The 16,382-nt window shown below is 69.7% G+C and carries 20 protein-coding genes; 8 read left to right on the forward strand and 12 right to left on the reverse strand.

The genetic code is table 11. The features are described 5' to 3' along the window. Positions 1–284: 284 nt before the first annotated feature. Positions 285–1,034: an alpha/beta hydrolase family protein gene (locus tag LTL01_RS12185; RefSeq protein ID WP_236968753.1), complete on the reverse strand. Its 750-nt coding sequence runs from the start codon at positions 1,032–1,034 to the stop codon at positions 285–287. Between the two features lie 22 nt (positions 1,035–1,056). Beyond that, positions 1,057–1,644, reverse strand: coding sequence for a YflT domain-containing protein (locus LTL01_RS12190; RefSeq protein ID WP_236968754.1), 588 nt, complete (start codon positions 1,642–1,644; stop codon positions 1,057–1,059). A gap of 40 nt (positions 1,645–1,684) precedes the next feature. Between LTL01_RS12190 and LTL01_RS12195 the strand changes: the two genes are divergently transcribed. The 3 genes from LTL01_RS12195 to LTL01_RS12205 are packed head-to-tail and all read left to right on the forward strand — an operon-like array spanning position 1,685 to position 4,658. Beyond that, a complete protein-coding gene (locus LTL01_RS12195; protein ID WP_236968755.1) occupies positions 1,685–2,977 on the forward strand; it encodes a magnesium transporter MgtE N-terminal domain-containing protein in 1,293 nt (430 codons plus the stop codon). Beyond that, positions 2,977–3,504 (forward strand): DUF1003 domain-containing protein, encoded by a 528-nt coding sequence (locus LTL01_RS12200; protein WP_236968756.1) that lies wholly within the window; start codon positions 2,977–2,979, stop codon positions 3,502–3,504. The genes LTL01_RS12195 and LTL01_RS12200 overlap by 1 nt, the downstream gene beginning before the upstream one ends. After that, positions 3,501–4,658, forward strand: a complete 1,158-nt coding sequence (locus LTL01_RS12205) for a P-loop NTPase (protein WP_236968757.1) — start codon at positions 3,501–3,503, stop codon at positions 4,656–4,658. Before LTL01_RS12200 ends, LTL01_RS12205 begins: the two co-directional genes overlap by 4 nt. A 32-nt stretch (positions 4,659–4,690) precedes the next feature. Here LTL01_RS12205 and LTL01_RS12210 read toward each other — a convergent pair whose 3' ends face one another. Continuing rightward, complete coding sequence (locus tag LTL01_RS12210; RefSeq protein WP_236968758.1) at positions 4,691–5,092, reverse strand: twin-arginine translocase TatA/TatE family subunit; 402 nt, start codon at positions 5,090–5,092, stop codon at positions 4,691–4,693. Between the two features lie 72 nt (positions 5,093–5,164). Here LTL01_RS12210 and LTL01_RS12215 point away from each other — a divergent pair, with 72 nt between their 5' ends. Beyond that, positions 5,165–5,800, forward strand: a complete 636-nt coding sequence (locus LTL01_RS12215; protein ID WP_236968759.1) for an O-methyltransferase — start codon at positions 5,165–5,167, stop codon at positions 5,798–5,800. Positions 5,801–5,856: 56 nt separating this feature from the next. Here the strand turns inward: LTL01_RS12215 and LTL01_RS12220 are convergent, their stop codons facing one another. The 3 genes from LTL01_RS12220 to dapE all read right to left on the reverse strand — a co-directional run bounded on the left by LTL01_RS12220 (position 5,857) and on the right by dapE (position 8,415). Then, complete coding sequence (locus LTL01_RS12220) at positions 5,857–6,030, reverse strand: DUF3117 domain-containing protein (RefSeq protein ID WP_064485917.1); 174 nt, start codon at positions 6,028–6,030, stop codon at positions 5,857–5,859. A gap of 97 nt (positions 6,031–6,127) precedes the next feature. Continuing rightward, positions 6,128–7,357, reverse strand: coding sequence for a putative hexosyltransferase (locus tag LTL01_RS12225; RefSeq protein WP_236968760.1), 1,230 nt, complete (start codon positions 7,355–7,357; stop codon positions 6,128–6,130). Next, a complete protein-coding gene (gene dapE, locus LTL01_RS12230; protein WP_236968761.1) occupies positions 7,339–8,415 on the reverse strand; it encodes a succinyl-diaminopimelate desuccinylase in 1,077 nt (358 codons plus the stop codon). The genes LTL01_RS12225 and dapE overlap by 19 nt, the downstream gene beginning before the upstream one ends. A 66-nt stretch (positions 8,416–8,481) precedes the next feature. On the opposite strand from dapE, the gene dapD reads away from it, so the two are divergent. Both dapD and ppk2 read left to right on the forward strand, forming a co-directional pair. After that, on the forward strand, positions 8,482–9,438 hold the full coding sequence (gene dapD, locus LTL01_RS12235; RefSeq protein WP_236968762.1) for a 2,3,4,5-tetrahydropyridine-2,6-dicarboxylate N-succinyltransferase: 957 nt from the start codon (positions 8,482–8,484) through the stop codon (positions 9,436–9,438). 25 nt (positions 9,439–9,463) lie between these two features. Beyond that, positions 9,464–10,258, forward strand: a complete 795-nt coding sequence (ppk2, locus tag LTL01_RS12240) for a polyphosphate kinase 2 (RefSeq protein WP_197272953.1) — start codon at positions 9,464–9,466, stop codon at positions 10,256–10,258. Between the two features lie 10 nt (positions 10,259–10,268). Here the strand turns inward: ppk2 and LTL01_RS12245 are convergent, their stop codons facing one another. The 6 genes from LTL01_RS12245 to LTL01_RS12270 all read right to left on the reverse strand — a co-directional run bounded on the left by LTL01_RS12245 (position 10,269) and on the right by LTL01_RS12270 (position 14,623). After that, positions 10,269–11,567: a citrate synthase gene (locus tag LTL01_RS12245; RefSeq protein WP_236968763.1), complete on the reverse strand. Its 1,299-nt coding sequence runs from the start codon at positions 11,565–11,567 to the stop codon at positions 10,269–10,271. A 110-nt stretch (positions 11,568–11,677) separates the two neighbouring features. Beyond that, the gene (dapC, locus tag LTL01_RS12250; protein WP_236968764.1) at positions 11,678–12,799 is read right to left on the reverse strand and encodes a succinyldiaminopimelate transaminase; all 1,122 of its coding nucleotides are present in this window, start codon (positions 12,797–12,799) and stop codon (positions 11,678–11,680) included. A 19-nt stretch (positions 12,800–12,818) separates the two neighbouring features. Beyond that, positions 12,819–13,139, reverse strand: coding sequence for a ferredoxin (fdxA, locus tag LTL01_RS12255; RefSeq protein WP_053547188.1), 321 nt, complete (start codon positions 13,137–13,139; stop codon positions 12,819–12,821). Between the two features lie 9 nt (positions 13,140–13,148). Further along, positions 13,149–13,529 carry a DUF6113 family protein gene (locus tag LTL01_RS12260; protein ID WP_236968765.1) on the reverse strand — a complete coding sequence of 127 codons (381 nt, stop codon included), beginning with the start codon at positions 13,527–13,529 and terminating at the stop codon, positions 13,149–13,151. Positions 13,530–13,547: 18 nt separating this feature from the next. After that, positions 13,548–13,862, reverse strand: a complete 315-nt coding sequence (locus tag LTL01_RS12265) for an AzlD domain-containing protein (protein ID WP_236968766.1) — start codon at positions 13,860–13,862, stop codon at positions 13,548–13,550. Next, the gene (locus LTL01_RS12270) at positions 13,859–14,623 is read right to left on the reverse strand and encodes an AzlC family ABC transporter permease (RefSeq protein ID WP_372461346.1); all 765 of its coding nucleotides are present in this window, start codon (positions 14,621–14,623) and stop codon (positions 13,859–13,861) included. Before LTL01_RS12270 ends, LTL01_RS12265 begins: the two co-directional genes overlap by 4 nt. A gap of 72 nt (positions 14,624–14,695) precedes the next feature. Between LTL01_RS12270 and LTL01_RS12275 the strand changes: the two genes are divergently transcribed. Continuing rightward, on the forward strand, positions 14,696–15,235 hold the full coding sequence (locus LTL01_RS12275) for a helix-turn-helix domain-containing protein (protein ID WP_272878079.1): 540 nt from the start codon (positions 14,696–14,698) through the stop codon (positions 15,233–15,235). A 21-nt stretch (positions 15,236–15,256) separates the two neighbouring features. Next, positions 15,257–16,381, forward strand: coding sequence for a serine hydrolase domain-containing protein (locus LTL01_RS12280; RefSeq protein ID WP_236968768.1), 1,125 nt, complete (start codon positions 15,257–15,259; stop codon positions 16,379–16,381). Position 16,382: the final 1 nt, after the last annotated feature.

Genomic DNA, 16,382 nt, shown 5'->3' on the forward strand with positions numbered 1-16,382 from the left:
ATCCGAAGACCGACGAGGATAATTTGGCATTTGACAAGTGCACGCTGTTGAGTTCTCAAGGATCGGATGCTCCTCCCGCTCGGCTTCTCAGCTCTGCTCGAAGGGCAACTTCTCTATCTTACCCGGCGCGATCTCTGTGTCAAATCGGCCGAAGCGGAGTGACGAGATACGCCGGCCTCTTCCTTCCATGACAGAGGTCATGTTCTGGAGGAGGTGTTCGATGCTTGAGGGGGGCGCTCGGTGATCCCGGCGCTCGCTTCCCTTTGGGGCGAACAAGAGATAACTTACGCGGGATCCGGGGGTCGGGCAAATCTGGCCGCTCCCCCGGGCGTGTCGCGCTGCGACGAGACGACGTCGTCCAGGAAATCGCGGGTTGCAGCGAGGACGGACGCCGCGACGTCCACCACCGTTCTGCGGTCTCTCGACCGCTCGAACGAGTGGTCCGCGCCGTCCATCCACGCGATCGACGCGGCAGGACACGTCTCGACGATCGCATCCCAGCGCTCGGCCGGAAGGATGAAGGGGTCGCGACTCCCCGACACGAACAACTGGGGCACGGTGATGAGCGGAAGGTGCGCGGCGCGTTCCTTCTCCGGACGGCCGGGAGGGTGGAGGGGGTAGCCGAGGTAGACCAGCGCGTCGGGGTCGATCGTGTCCTCCGCCGCCGCCATCGACGCCATGCGTCCTCCGTAGGACTTGCCCATGGCGACGATCGGGGCGGTGCCACTCTCCAGTCGCGCGTGCTCGAACACCGCCGCCCACGCGAGGATCGAGTGCGAAGCGGGTCCCGGCATCCGTCGTCCCAGGACGCGGTAGGGGAAGTCGAACCGCACCGCGGTCATCCCGATGGCCGCGATCGCCGCGGCCATCGCGGCCATGAATGGGTGTGCGGCACCGGCCCCTGCACCGGGCGCGAGGATCACCGTCGCCCGGGGCGCCGGTGGCTCGACCCGCAGGACCGGAAGGGAGAGAGCTCCGGAGGGCAGCTCGACCACGCACGTCCGCGTGGATTCGACCGCCCTCACTTCGCTCATTCGCGCCGCCGCACGCCGCGCATCAGGCGCGGTCGTCGTCCGCCGCGGCCTCGGTGGATGCCGGCGGCGACGGCGTTACCCGTTCGCCGTAGCGCGGCGGCTCGGAATCCGCGGTGGGACGTGGGCCGACCGGCGCGGCAGCCCCGACTCCGAGCGCGTCGCGTGCGCGTGCGAGATCGGATGCCGGGACGGTCACGTCGTAGTGGTCGGCGACGACCTGGATCACCGACGCGTAGTCGCGCCTCTTCCGCACGAGCGAGTAGGTCGTCAGGCTCAGCAGCATCCCCAGGGCTATTCCCACGAAAAGGACACCCACGAAGACGGGAATCGGAAGCGTCGGAGACCCGATCACGAGTACCGCCGCGAAGAGCAGACCCAGGAGGAGACCGTTGACCGCTCCCGACCGGGCGGCGGTGGCGTAGCCGAGCCGCCCGGTCACGCGCTCGACCGAGCGCAGACCGGATCCGACGATGGCGATGTGACGCGCGGGGATGTCGGCCCCGATCAGCGTCGACACGGCTTTCTGCGCCGCCTCGTAGGTGCTGTAGCCGGCCACGGTCTGACCGACGTCGCCGGCGGACATCGCCGCCCTGCCGCCGAACATGCTCATCGCTCCATCCTCCCACGGGCCCGGGGCTACGCTGGGACGTGTGAGCACGCAAAGGGTCTTCGTCGCGCGTCTCGCGGGCTGCGCGGTGTTCGATCCGGCCGGGGACCGTCTCGGGAAGGTCCGCGACGTCGTGGTCATCTACCGCAAGGACGATCCCCCGCGCGTGGTGGGGCTCGTGGTGGAGATCCCGGGTCGTCGCCACGTGTTCGTCTCGATCGGCCGCGTGACCTCGATCGCCACCGGTCAGGTCATCACGACCGGCCTCATCAACGTCCGTCGCTTCCAGCAGCGCGGCGGAGAAGTCCGCGTGATGGCGGAGATGCTCGGCCGCACGGTGTACCTCCGAGACGGATCGAGTCGCGCCGTCATCGAAGACGTCGCCATCGAGCGCAGTCGCCTGGGCGAGTGGGACGTCGGCCAGCTCTTCCTGCGCCGGCCGCGTACGAGCGCCTCCCCCTTCGCCAAGGGGCCCACCACATTCGCGTCCTGGGCCGAAGTCCGCGAAGAGCAGACTCCGGGGCAGGCGCAGTCGGCGGAACAGCTCGTCGCCACGTTCTCCGACCTCAAGGCGGCGGATCTGGCGAACACGCTGCTCGACCTCCCCGAAGAGCGGCTGCTCGAAGTCGCCGAAGAGCTGCCCGACGATCGACTCGCCGACGCGCTCGAGGAGATGCCGGAGGACGAGCAGGTGCACATCCTCGAAGCCCTCGGCGACGAACGCGCCGCCGACATCCTGGACCAGATGGAGCCGGACGACGCCGCCGACCTTCTCGGGCAACTCCCCGAGGCGCGCTCCGAGGAGCTCCTCGACCTGATGGAGCCCGAGGAGGCGGAGGACGTGCGCGCCCTGCTGAAGTACGGGCCCGACACGGCCGGGGGCCTGATGACGAGCGAGCCGATCGTGCTCTCCGCCGACGCGACGGTCGCGGAAGCGCTCGCGCTCATCCGCCGACACGAGCTGCATCCCGCGCTGGCCGCCGCGGTCTTCGTCACCCTGCCGCCGTACGAGACGCCGACCGGACGCTTCCTGGGCACCGTCCACTTCCAGCGGATGCTGAGATATCCCCCGCACGAGCGGCTCGGTGCGATCATCGACGACACGCTGGAGCCGATCTCGGCCACCGCCAGCGCCGCCGAGGTGGCACGCATGCTCGCCAGCTACAACCTCGTCTCGGTTCCGGTGATCGATCAGGCCCGACGCCTGGTCGGAGCGGTGAGCATCGACGACGTGCTGGATCACCTGCTTCCCGATGACTGGCGCTCCAGCGACATCCCCGAGCCTGCGCGCGCCCCGTCGACGGCGGCCGTGCCGATCACTCCGAGGCGGCGATGATGGCCCGTTCCACGAAGCGACCGTCCCTGGACGCCCCTCGCGGCCGCGGGGGGATGCTCGCGCGCACCCCGCAGCCTTCCCGAGATCGATTCGGTCGGTTCACCGAATGGATCGCGCGGAACATGGGGACGCCGCTCTTCCTCCTGGCCCTCACACTCTTCTGCGTGGGATGGATCCTGTGGAACACCACGATGCCGGAGCCGTGGCGTTTCGACGACGCGGCGCTCGGCTTCACCGCCCTCACCCTCGTCCTCTCGCTCCAGGCGTCGTACGCCGCGCCGCTGATCCTCCTGGCGCAGAACCGACAGGACGACCGCGACCGGGTTCAGATCGAGCAGGATCGCCAACGGGCCGAGCGCAACCTCGCCGACACGGAGTACCTCGCCCGGGAGATCGTCGCCCTGCGGATGGCGCTGACCGACATCTCCGGGGACGTCGTGACCCGAGACGTCCTGCGCGCCGAGCTTCGAGCGATCCTCGACCGTCTCGACGGTGTGGCCCCCGACTCCGAGGAAGAGCGTCGATGACCTCGAGCACCGTCGCCGCGGTCACCGCCGCCGTCGGCGCGGTGATGGATCCCGAACTGCGGCGCCCGCTCTCCGAGCTCGACATGCTCCGCGCCATCAGCGTCGACGACGGCGTCGCCCGCGTCGAGATCGCCCTCACCATCGTCGGATGTCCGGCATCCGACCGCATCAGAGCGGATGTCGAGCACGCTGCGTCAGCCGTCGCCGGCGTGTCGGGCACCGACGTCTCACTCACCGTCATGACGCCCGACGAACGTCGCGCCCTTACGGATCGGCTTCGCGGTGGACGCGCCGCCCGCACGATGCCCTTCGGCGCCGACTCCCTGACGAGGGTCGTCGCGGTGACCAGCGGCAAGGGCGGCGTCGGAAAGTCCACGCTCACGGCGAACCTCGCCGCCGCCCTCGCGCAGCGCGGGTTATCCGTCGGTCTGATCGACGCGGACGTGCACGGCTTCTCCATCCCCGCTCTCCTGGGACTCGTCGATGACCGCGGCCGAGCGCCCTCCCCCACCCGGATCGACGACGTGATGCTGCCGCCGGTGGCGCACGGCGTGAAGGTGATCTCGATCGGAATGTTCCTGCGCCGCGAGGGCGAGGAGGGCGTGCTGCCCGCCGTGGCCTGGCGTGGTCCGATGTTGCACCGCACGGTGTCGCAGTTCCTGACGGATGTCCACTTCGGCGACCTCGACGTGCTCCTGCTGGACATGCCACCGGGAACGGGCGACGTGGCCATCTCCGTCGGCCAGCTCCTCCCCCACGCCGAGGTGCTCGTCGTGACGACGCCGCAGACGAGCGCCTCCGATGTGGCGGTCCGCAGCGGCCTCGTCGCACGCCAGACCGGTCAGCGGGTGATCGGTGTCGTGGAGAACATGGCGGCCATGACCCTCCCGGACGGGTCGGTCATGGAGGTCTTCGGCTCCGGCGGCGGCGCCGCTGTGGCCGCCGCGCTGTCGGTCGATCAGACCTCCGACGTTCCCCTTCTGGCGTCGGTGCCGCTCAGTCCCGCGCTCCGCGCGACCTCGGACGCCGGTTCTCCCATCGTGCTCGCCGCCCCGGACGAGCCGGCCGCACGTGCCATCGCGGCGCTCGCGGACGAGCTCGCCGGCGCTCGGCGCGGTCTGGCCGGTCGCTCCCTCCCGCTGCGGACGCGCTGACGCGGGACCATCCGGGAGCCGCCGGGATCCGCTCAGGTGGCCTCGTCGTCGAAAGGCGCCGTCTCACCCGCCGCCAGCCGTGACGGTACGGCGCGCTCCTCGCGATGCGCCTCGCCGGCAGCCCCCATGGCGGCGACGGCTCCGGCCGCCGCGGCCGCCTTCACCGTCGGGACCGGGGTGTCATCCAGCAGAGCCTCGCGGATAATGCGACGGGGGTCGTACTGACGAGGATCGAGCGTCCGCCAGTCGACGTCCTGGAAATCCTCACCCATCTCGTCGCGCACGCGCGTCTTGGCCGTGTTCATCCAGTCCTTCACCTGCCGGGTCAGGCGCCCGAGACCCTCCGCGTAGCGGGGAAGCCGTTCGGGTCCGATGACGAAGGCCGCGATCACACCGATCAGCAGAAGCTTCTCGATCGTGAGCCCGAAGAACATGCCTTCACATTACCGTCGCGCCTGCAGGCTGACGCCCGGGAGCGCCCCTAGGGTTGAACCGGAGGAACACCCATGGCAGGTCATGACGCGAACCAGAGGTTCGCCGACGAATCGACGCTCGAACCCGAGCACATCGCGCGTGCGCGCGCACACGCCCTCGAGCTCGGAGCCGCGCCTATCAGCGCCCCCGTCGGGGCTCAGTGCGCCGTGATCGCGGCGGCGTCGCAGGCGCTGAACATCGTCGAGATCGGAACGGGCGCCGGTGTGTCCGGGCTGTGGCTCCTGCACGGTTCTCCTCGAGCGACACTGACCACCATCGACAAGGAGCCGGAGCACCTCGGCGCCGCGCGTCAGGCATTCTCCGACGCCCGCATACCGGCCGCGCGTGCACGGTTCATCACGGGTCGCGCGGCGGAAGTGCTTCCCCGCATGAACGAGGCGTCCTATGACATCGTCCTCGTCGACGCGGACCCGGACGGCGTCATCGAGTACGTCGAGCACGGGCTCCGTCTCGTCCGCGCGGGCGGCACGGTCCTGGTGCCGCGCGTGCTCGGCCACGGTGCGGTCGCGGATCCGGTGCGTCGCGACCCCGTCACGAGCGCCTACCGCTCGCTGATCCAGGAGACGCAGAGCTCCCCCGCCGTCATCGGAGCGCTCTCCATCGTCGGCGAGGGTCTCCTTCAGCTCACCACGGTTCCCGCAGCCTGATCAGCGGCAAAGACGAACGGCCGGTCCCATGACCGGCCGTTCGTCTTTCCTGCTGATCAGGCTGCGCTGACGACGCCCCCCAAGACGTCATGAAGCTCCTTGGCCTCAGCGTCGTTCACGGAGACGACGAGTCGCCCACCCCCCTCGAGCGGCACGCGCACGATGATGAGGCGACCCTCCTTCACGGCCTCCATCGGCCCGTCTCCGGTTCTCGGCTTCATGGCTGCCATTGCGGCTCCTTTTCATCGATGTTCTGCGAAGCCAAGTTTATCCCTGAGCGGAGCCTGTGCCCGAACCCCGTCTACAGAACGTGACATCGCGTGCCAGTCACGGAACCTGCCAGGTCATGTTCCCGAGGCCGTACATGTTGTAGATCCACCACCACTGCCCGACGAGACAGGCGGCCAGGACGCTCCAGCGCCACGTGCGCGATCGCGGAACGGCGAACGCTCCCCACAGGGGCGAGAGCGGAACGAGAAGGCGGAAGATGCTGGACTGCGGGAAGAAGACGAGCAGCAGGTACACGATGTAGCCGACCGACCACAGTCGGATCTCGACCCCGAGTGCCCGCACCGGCTTCGCCCACAGCAGCAACGCGGCGATGGCGGCCACGAGCGCGACGAGAAGGACGTATCCCACAAGGGGATCGACTCGCCACATCCGGCCGAACCAGAACTCCACCGCCTCGAGGAAGCCGTGGAGGGGGACGAAGTCGGCCTCCCCCGGCATCCATATCCTGCGCCAGGCGAGCTCCGTGGCGAGATACGCGTCGGACCGGCCCGTCACGACGGCGGCGATGATCTGCCAGGCGAACCCGACGGCGGCTGCCAGCAGACCCGTGGCGATGATGTGGATGATCTCGCGCACCGGCAGCGGGTCCCTCTTGCGCTGCACCCACCGCCAGATCCCGTAGAGGGCGAGCATCAGGGAGAAGGCGAGGATACCGGGACGTGTGAAGCCCATGAGAGGGATGAGGACGTACAGCCACCCCCATCGCCGACGGATGAGCGCCCAGAGCGCGAGGAACAGCCAGAGGAGGTTCAGTGTCTCGGCGTACCCCACCTGGAACAGTGCGGCCAGCGGTCCGCAGGCGAAGAAGACCACGGCCCAGGTGGCGGCGATGACGCTCAGGCGGGTGCGCAGAAGGCGATAGAGGACGTAGCACGCGGCGTAGCCGGCGACCAGCGAGACGAGCAAGGCCCCCGCGGCCCAGTGCCCGAACGGCAGGCTCACCGTCTGCGCCAGGAAGGGGTAGACGGGCAGGAACGCCCACGCGTTCTCCGCCACGAGTCCGTCGTCCGTCAGCGGCAACGTGGTCGGGTACCCGACGACGGCGATGATCCAGTACCACCGCGCGTCCCACCCCAGGACGAGATCGCCGAGCGCAGGAGCGTCGCCGAAGCGCGAGGACGGGGTGGACAGGGACGCCGCGAGGATGAGGAAGGCTGTCGTGACCGCTCGCGCCGCGAGATAGAGGATGCCGATCCACAGGGCCGGCTGCACCGCGACGCGCGCGGCGAGAGCCCCCGGACGCACCGTCAGCCGGCGCTCAGCCACGCGCGCAGGCCGCGTTCGACCGCTTCGATCTGCGCGATCGGCACCCGCTCCTCGTCGTGGTGCGCCAGGTGCGGGTCCCCGGGGCCGTAGTTGACCGCCGGCACGCCGAGAGCGCTGAACCGCGCGACGTCCGTCCAGCCGTACTTCGGGCGCGGCTCGGCGCCGACGGCTCGGACGAAGTCCTGGGCCAGTTCGGCGTCGAGTCCCGGGCGCGCCCCTTCGGCGAGATCGATGATCTCGACGTCGAAACCGGAGAAGGCGTCCCGCACCACGCGTTCCGCCTCTGCGGCATCACGGCTCGGGGCGAACCGGTAATTGACCTCGACTCGACACTCGTCGGGAATCACGTTGCCCGCGATCCCGCCGGAGATCCGCACGGCGTTGAGCCCCTCGCGATACACCAGCCCGTCGACGGTGATCTCTCGGGCACGGTGCTCGGCGAGTCGGGTGAGGATGGGCGCGGCCGCATGGATCGCGTTCTCCCCGACCCAGGACCGGGCGCTGTGCGCGCGGACGCCCGTCGTGGTCACGAGCGCCCGCAGGTTGCCGTTGCACCCGCCCTCCACCTCGCCGTTGGAGGGCTCACCCAGGATCGCGAAGTCCGCTGCGAAGAGATCGGGGCGCGTCCGGGAGAGACGGGTCAACCCGTTGAGCTCGGCATCCACCTCTTCGTGGTCGTACCACATCCAGGTGATGTCCACCGTCGGATCGGTCAGTTCGGCCGCGAGCACCAGCTGGACGGCGACGCCGGCCTTCATGTCGACCGTCCCTCGCCCCCAGAGGACCTGCTGGCCGTCCACGACGCGATCCTGCGTCGGCACGTTGCCGTTGATCGGAACGGTGTCGATGTGCCCGGCGATCGCGACGCGCCGGTCCCGCCCGAGGTGGGTGCGGGCGACGATGGTGTCGCCGTCGCGATAGACCTCCAGGTGCTCGAGCGCCGACACGGCCTCATGGATGAGGTCGGCGAGCGTGGTCTCCTCACCGGACACGCTGGGGATGTCGCAGATGACGCGCGTGAGGTCGACGGAGGATTGCGTGAGATCGAGCGCGGGCATTGTCGAAGTCTACCGAGGGCGCGACGGGGATCTCCGAGGACCGTCCCCGACCGCTACCGTGGAGGCATGAGCGATGCGCGGTACATCTGGGGATGCGGTCTGGTCACGACGTCCGAGGACGGCACCGTCCTGGACACGTGGTACCCGCAGCCCGCGGAGGGCCGCATGCCCCGCGGCCGGCAGCCCGCACTGGTCTCGGGCGACCTCGAGCGGCATGCCGTGCCGGACCCGCGACGCGCGGTGGAGCTGGACGTGCGTGTCGTCGAGATCGATCTGGACGCGCCCCCTGCCTCGACGCCGGACGCCTACCTGCGCCTGCATGCCCTCTCCCATCGCCTGGTGGCTCCGAACGCGCTGAACCTCGACGGCATCTTCGCGCACCTGCCGATCGTCGCGTGGACGACGGCGGGGCCCATGCACCCCGATGACGCCACGCGCCTGCGCCCCTTCCTCCTCCGCGAGGGGATCCAGGTGCAGAGCCTGGACAAGTTCCCCCGTCTGCTCGACTACGTCTCCCCGGTCGGAGTCCGCATCGCCGACGCGTCGCGGGTGCGACTGGGGGCCTATCTCTCCCCCGGGACCACGGTGATGCACGAGGGCTTCGTGAACTTCAACGCCGGAACACTCGGGGCGAGCATGGTCGAGGGCCGCATCTCCCAGGGCGTGGTCGTGGGTGACGGCAGCGACATCGGTGGCGGCGCCTCGATCATGGGCACCCTCTCCGGCGGCGGCGCCCACGTCGTCTCCGTCGGTGCGCGCACGCTCCTCGGCGCCAACGCGGGCATCGGCATCTCCCTCGGGGACGACTGCGTCGTCGAAGCCGGACTGTATGTGACCGCAGGCTCCAAGATCGTCCTCGCGGACGAGGCCCCGGGCGACGACGGTCGCCGTCCGAGCGTCAAGGGTGCTGCGCTCTCCGGCCGGAACGGGATCCTCTTCCGGCGCAACTCCCTCACGGGTGCGGTCGAAGCCGTCCGGCGTGCCGGCGCCGGGGTGACGCTGAACGAAGCCCTCCACGCCTGATCGGCGTTCGATCGAAGGAGATCCCATGTCGGCGCGACTGTCGAAGAAGACGTACGAAGCCGAGCTCGCCCGACTGCAGGCGCGCCTCGTCGACATGCAGGCCTGGGTGCAGCACACCGGCGCCCGGATCGTGGTCATCTTCGAGGGACGGGACGCCGCGGGCAAGGGCTCGACGATCAAGCGCGTGGCCGAGTACCTCAATCCGCGCGTGACGCGGGTCGTGGCCCTGCCGACGCCGAGCGAGCGCGACCGGACGCGGTGGTACTTCCAGCGGTACGTGCCGCATCTGCCTGCCGCCGGCGAGATCGTCTTGATGGACCGCTCCTGGTACAACCGCGCCGGCGTCGAGCACGTCATGGGCTATTGCACGCAGGCCGAGTACCACCGATTCCTCCACCAGGCCCCCATCTTCGAGCGGATGCTGGTGGAAGACGGCATCGTCCTGCTGAAGTACTGGTTCAGCGTGTCGGATGTCGAGCAGGAGGCACGCTTCCGTTCGCGCTCGGAGGATCCGATGCGCCGATGGAAGCTCAGTCCCAACGACGTCCTGTCCATCACCAAGTGGGAGGACTACTCGCGCGCCAAGGACACGATGTTCATCCACACGGACATCCCCGAGGCCCCCTGGTTCGAGGTCGACAACGAGGACAAGAGGCGCGGACGGATCAACATGATCCACCACCTGCTGTCACGGATCCCCTACCGGGAGGTGGAACGGCCGGCGATCGAGATCCCGCCGCGACCGGCATCCGGCGGGTATGAGCGGCCGCCACGCGACGATGCCGGGCAGGTGCCCGACTACGCCGCGACCCTCGGCTGAGACCGCCGGATCAGCCGAGGCCGGGGTAGCCGCGCTCCGGCGAGCCGGTGTACAGCTGCTGAGGGCGGCCGATCTTGGTCTGCGGGTCGGTGACGGCCTCGCGCCACTGCGCCAGCCATCCGGGCAGCCGCCCGATCGCGAACAGCACCGTGAACATGCGCGTGGGGAAACCCATGGCCTTGTAGATCACGCCCGTGTAGAAGTCCACGTTCGGATACAGCCGGCGCTCGCGGAAGTAGTCGTCGCTCAGGGCGATCTCCTCGAGCTGCTTCGCGAGATCCAGGAGCGGGTCGTTCACGCCCAGGGCCTCGAGGACCTCGTCCGCGGACTCCTTGACGAGCTTGGCCCTCGGGTCGTAGTTCTTGTACACCCGGTGCCCGAAGCCCATGAGCTTCACGCCGTCTTCCTTGTTCTTGACCCGCTCGACGAACCGCTCGACGCTTTCGCCGGAGTCGCGGATGCGGCCGAGCATCTCCAGGACGGCTTCGTTCGCGCCGCCGTGGAGGGGTCCGTACAGGGCGTTGATCCCTGCCGAGATCGAGGAGAACTGGTTGGCGCCCGTGGAGCCCACCAGCCGGACCGTCGAGGTCGAGGCGTTCTGCTCGTGGTCCTCGTGGAGGATGAGCAGCCGCTCGAGGGCCCGCGACATCACCGGGTTGATCTCGTAGATCTCGCTCAGCACGCCGAAGTTCAGCTTGAGGAAGTTGTCGACGAACCCGAGGGAGTTGTCCGGGTAGAGGAAAGCCTGACCGATGCTCTTCTTGTGCGCGTAGGCCGCGATCACCGGGAGCTTCGCCAGCATCCGGATGGTGTTCAGCTCGACGTGCTCGGGGTTGTGGGGGTCGGACTCGCCCTCGTAGTACGTCGAGAGCGCCGCCGTCGCCGCCGACAGCACCGACATCGGGTGCGCGTTGTGCGGGAGCGCGGAGAAGAAGCGCTTCAGGTCTTCGTGGAGAAGCGTGTGACGACGGATCCGACCGTCGAACTCCGCCAACTGGTCTTCGGTCGGCAGCTCGCCGTAGATCAGCAGCCACGCGACTTCGAGGTACGTGCTGTTCTTCGCCAACTGCTCGATCGGATACCCGCGGTAACGGAGGATGCCCTCGTCGCCGTCGATGTAGGTGATCGCCGACTTCGTCGCCGCCGTGTTGACGAAGCCGTAGTCGAGCGTCGTGTGGCCGGTCTGGCGGGTGAACGTGGAGATGTCCACGCTGGGGATGCCGTCGGTACCGTGCAGGACGGGGAATTCCGCCGTGCGGTCGCCAATCGTGAGAGTGGCCTTGTCCTGTGTGGTGCCCGCTTCGCTCACGGCGCCTCCTCGCGATTGGTGATCGTGCCGGGGGTTCGCATACAGCCTAGTAGCCGCGCGCGCCTACTCCGGACATCGCCAATGCGAAGCCGGATCCGATGGAGGAACCCTCACAGATGAGCGGGCGCCGCGTGGCGAAGTCGTTCCGCCGCCGCCGCGATGCGCTCGTCGGAGGCCGTCAGGGACACGCGGACGTGCTCGGGAAAGTGCGGTCCGTAGAAATGCCCCGGCCCGGCGAGGATGCCGAGTTCGGCCAAGCGCGCCAGCGAGTCCCATGCGTCGCGTCCCTCGGTCGCCCACAGGTACAGACCCGCCTCGCTCCGATCCACGCGGAACCCGGCGCCCTGCAGTGCCGGCAGGAGCAACGCGCGGCGCCGTCCGTACAGGTCTTTCTGGATCCGCACGTGCTCGGCGTCGCCGAGCGCCGCGGTCATCGCCGCCTGCACGGGCGCGGGCACCATGAGGCCGAGGTGCTTCCGCGCCGCGGTCAGACGAGACACGACCGCCCGGTCGCCCGCGAGGAATGCCGCCCGGTACCCCGCGAGATTGGACTGCTTGCTGAGGGAATACACCGACAGCAGGCCCGAGAACGATCCATCGCGGACACGGTCGTCCAGCACCGACGGGATCGGCGCGCGATCCCAGGGCGCCTCCCACCCGAGCTCGGCGTAGCACTCGTCTGCGACGAGGAGCGCGCCCAGTTCGCGAGCCCGCGCGACCGCGGCGCGGAGCTCGGGGACGCCCCAGACCCGACCGTCGGGATTGCCGGGAGAGTTGATCCAGATGATCGCCGCGCCCTCGGGCCAGGCGGCCGGCTCATCGGCGGCCACCGCCGTCGCCCCGCACACCGTCGCCCCGACCTCGTAGGTCGGGTACGCCGCGCGCGGATGGACGACGATCTCACCCGGCCCGACGCCGAGGAGCAGGGGAAGAAGTGCCACCAACTCCTTCGACCCGATCGTCGGCAACACGTCCTCAGCCGCGAGCCCGGACACCCCGCGGCGCCGCCGATACCACTCGGCGACGGCCTCCCGCAGGGCGGGTGTGCCGATCGTCTGCGGGTAGGCGTGTGCATCCGTCGCACGCTTCAGCGCCGAGGCGACCACGTCCGGGGTCGGATCCACCGGCGATCCGATGGAGAGGTCGACGATGCCGCCGGGGTGCTCCTTCGCGCGCCGGGCGTACGGCGCGACGGCGTCCCACGGGTAGTCCGCGAGCTCGGTGACTCCCATCAGCGGCTCCGTCGTCGGATCAGTGGTCCTGCGGCGGCAATGCCGAGATCACGGGGTGGTCCTTGGCGATGACGCCCACCTTCGCCGCGCCCCCGGGAGACCCGATGTCGTCGAAGAACTCGACGTTCGCCTTGTAGTAGTCCTGCCACTCGCCCGGCAGATCGTCCTCGTAGTAGATCGCCTCGACCGGGCACACCGGCTCGCAGGCGCCGCAGTCCACGCATTCGTCGGGGTGGATGTAGAGCGAGCGCTCCCCCTCGTAGATGCAGTCGACGGGGCACTCGTCGATGCACGCGCGGTCTTTGACATCCACACAGGGCAGGGCGATCACGTACGTCACGGGTCGAGTCTAGTCCGGGAGGGCTCGGCCCGGATCCGTTCCGAAGCGCGCCGGCCACCCGGTGACCACCGCCACCACGAGCGGAAGTGCGAGAGTCCAGACGGTCCCGAGGATGCTCTGCGGAACGATCACCGATCCGCCGGGTCCTGCACCGGAGAAGACCAGTGCCGCCGTCATCATCCCGAGCCCCGCGGCCAGGGCGCCCCAGCGGTCGCCGGTCAGCAACCGGATCGAGGCGAGCAGGGCCGCGCACCCCAGAAGCGCGAGGACGAGTCCGAGCGGGACGGGCCCGAGCATGAACGCGTGCGCGATGGTCCCCGCCGAGCCGTAGACCATCCCGACGGCGGCGGCGATGAGCCAGCTGCCGAGGCGCGACCACGAGAATTCCACCGGGCAAGTGTACGGGCCTCAGACCATCAGGCCCGCCAGCCGCAGGAGCGCCGCCGTCGCCGCCGCCGCCACGACCACCACGAGGAACGGCGCGCGAAGCAAGAGCAGAACGGCGGCCACCAGCAGCGCGGGGATACGCGCATCGACGACGATCGCCTGGCCCGCGCCGACGGCTTGGACGCCGACGAGGGCGGCGAGGAGGGCGACGGTGAGCAGATCCGCCGTCCGAGAGGCGCGCGGCCCCTCCATCCACGACGTCGGAACGAGGTAGCCCAGGAGCTTAAGGGCGACACAGCCGAGCGCGGCGATGAGGATCGCGTTCCACAGGGTCACGGAAGCCCCTCCCGTTCGGGGACGTCCTCGGGTTCGGTGTCGGGAGCCGCACCCTCGCCGAAGAGATTCGTGAGTCCGACGACGACGGCGACCGACGCCGCGACGAGCACAGGGATGCCGGGCATGAGGGCGGGGGTCAGGACGGTGGCGACAATGGCCGCCGCACACCCCACCGCGATCGCCTGCCGTCGCCGCAGGCGCGGCCACAGCAGCGCGAGGAACGCGGCCGCCGCCGCGGCGTCCAGTCCGTAGGCGCGGGGATCGCCGAGGACATCGCCCAGGAGTGCGCCGGCCAGGGTCGAGACGTTCCATCCGATCCAGATCCCCACGCCCGTCACCCAGAACGCCACGCGACGAGCCCGCGGGTCGTCCTGCGCGAGGGCCACCGCGGTCGATTCGTCGATGGTGAACTGCGCGGCGGCGGCTCGGCGCAACGCACCCCCGCCCACCACCGGCGCCATCCTCACGCCGTACGCGACGTTTCGGACCCCGAGGAGGACGGACGACGCGATCGCCGCAGGTGCCGCGGCGATTCCGCCAGCGCCCACGACACCCACGAACGCGAACTGGGAGCCCCCGGTGAACATCACCAGGCTCAGGATGCAGGTCTGCCAGACGTCCAGACCCGCAGCGACCGCCAGCGCACCGAACGAGACCCCGTACGCGCTGGTCGCCAGGGCGACGCCGAGCGCCTCACGCCACGCGCGACGGACGGCATGGTCATCAGGCGGCTCGTCAGGAGATCGTGACAGTGAACGCACGTTCACTATTCTGAACGGCTCGATCACCGCGGTCAAGGCCGGGACGTTTGCCAGAATGAACGAGTGAGCACCATGGGAGCACGCATCGCCGACGCCGTGCGTCGGGAACGGGCACGTACGGGCCTGTCAGCCGCCGAGGTCGCGCGGCGTGCGGGTGTGTCCAAGGCGACGCTCTCACAACTGGAGTCGGGCTCGTCCAACCCGGGCGTTGAGACATTGTGGGCGGTGGCCACCGCCCTCGGCGTCTCCTTCGCCACGCTCGTCGACGCGCCCGCCACCGGTCCGACCCTCATCCGCGCACGACAGGAGGACGGCATCCGCGCCGCCGAAGCGCCGTACGAGGCCCTGCTGCTCTCCGCGGCGGCGCCCGGCGTCCGACGGGACCTCTACATCATCCGCGCCGAGCCCGGCAGCCCGCGCCTGTCCGATCCCCATCCGTCCGGCACCACCGAACATCTCGTGCTCCTCACCGGGCGGGCACGCGTCGGCCCCACCGATGCGCCGTACGATCTCGAACCCGGTGACTATCTCCGCTACCCCGGAGATGCTCCCCACGTGTTCGAAGCACTGGAATCTGCGACATCAGCCGTCCTCATCTCGGAGATGCGCTGAGCGGCGGAGAAGAACGACCCCGTGAGACAGCGACGACGACCGCGTCGGTCCGCGATCCTGATCGCCGCCGGGCTGTGCCTGACCCTCCCCGCGTGCACGGCCGAACCGGCGGCACCGGTCTCCACCGAGAGCGCGCCCGATCCTCTCGCCGCGGTCTTCGGCGCCGCCGTCGAGGAGGCGGACGTCCCCGGCGGTGCGATCGCCGTGCGGAGGGACGGCGAAACGCGGGTCGTCCCCGTGGGTGTCGCCGACGAGGCCGGCGCAGCCGTGACCGAGGACACCCTGTTCGCGTACCGCAGCGTGACGAAGTCGCTGGTGACCACGGTGGTCCTCCAGCTCGCCGACGAGGGGGTGATCGACCTCGATTCCCCCGTTCCCACAGCCGGAACAGGAGTCGACGGCGACGCGAGCGTCTCCGAGCTCGCGACGATGACCTCAGGCATCCCGAACTACTCCGCGCAGCCGGGTCTGGGTGGACTCCTGACCGCGCAGTGGGATCGGAGCTGGACGGACACCACCCTGTACGCGCTGATCGACGGGGTCCCGGCCTCTTTCGCGCCGGGGTCGAGCTACCAGTACTCCAACACAAACACCGTGCTCCTCGGTCAGCTCATCTCCGACCGTTCGGGCCGAGGGTGGGACGAAGCCGTCGCCGAGCGCCTGACCGACCCCTACGAGATGGACTCCGTCGTGTATCCGGGAGACCGGCTTCCGCCGCCGGGAACCGCGACGGGCTTCCAGATCGACGAGGACGGTACGGCCGAAGCCCTTCCGCCCGTCCGCGCCAGCGCGTTCTCCGCCGCCGGGGGTATGTTCGGAACGGCCGCCGACCTCGCGACCTGGGCGGAGATTCTCGGCACCGGTGCGGCGGTGTCCGCCGACGCCCACCGACTGCGCACCGAGGCGCTGGCCCCGACCGACGCGGATCCCGCGAGCCCGGAGTACGACGCCTACGGGTTCGGCATCGGTCGGCTCGACCGCTGGATCGGGCACACCGGCAGCGGGCTCGGGTTCCAGTCCCTCGCGATGTACCACGGCGACACCGGGACGGCGGTCGCGATCGTCGTCAACGCCACCGGGCCGGATTCCGATCTGCCTGCGCGCATCCTGCAGGATCTCGAGGAGGAGATCCTGCAGGAGCGCTGAC

Origin of the sequence: Microbacterium aurantiacum (genome assembly GCF_021654035.1) — a bacterium.
GTDB lineage: Bacteria > Actinomycetota > Actinomycetes > Actinomycetales > Microbacteriaceae > Microbacterium > Microbacterium aurantiacum.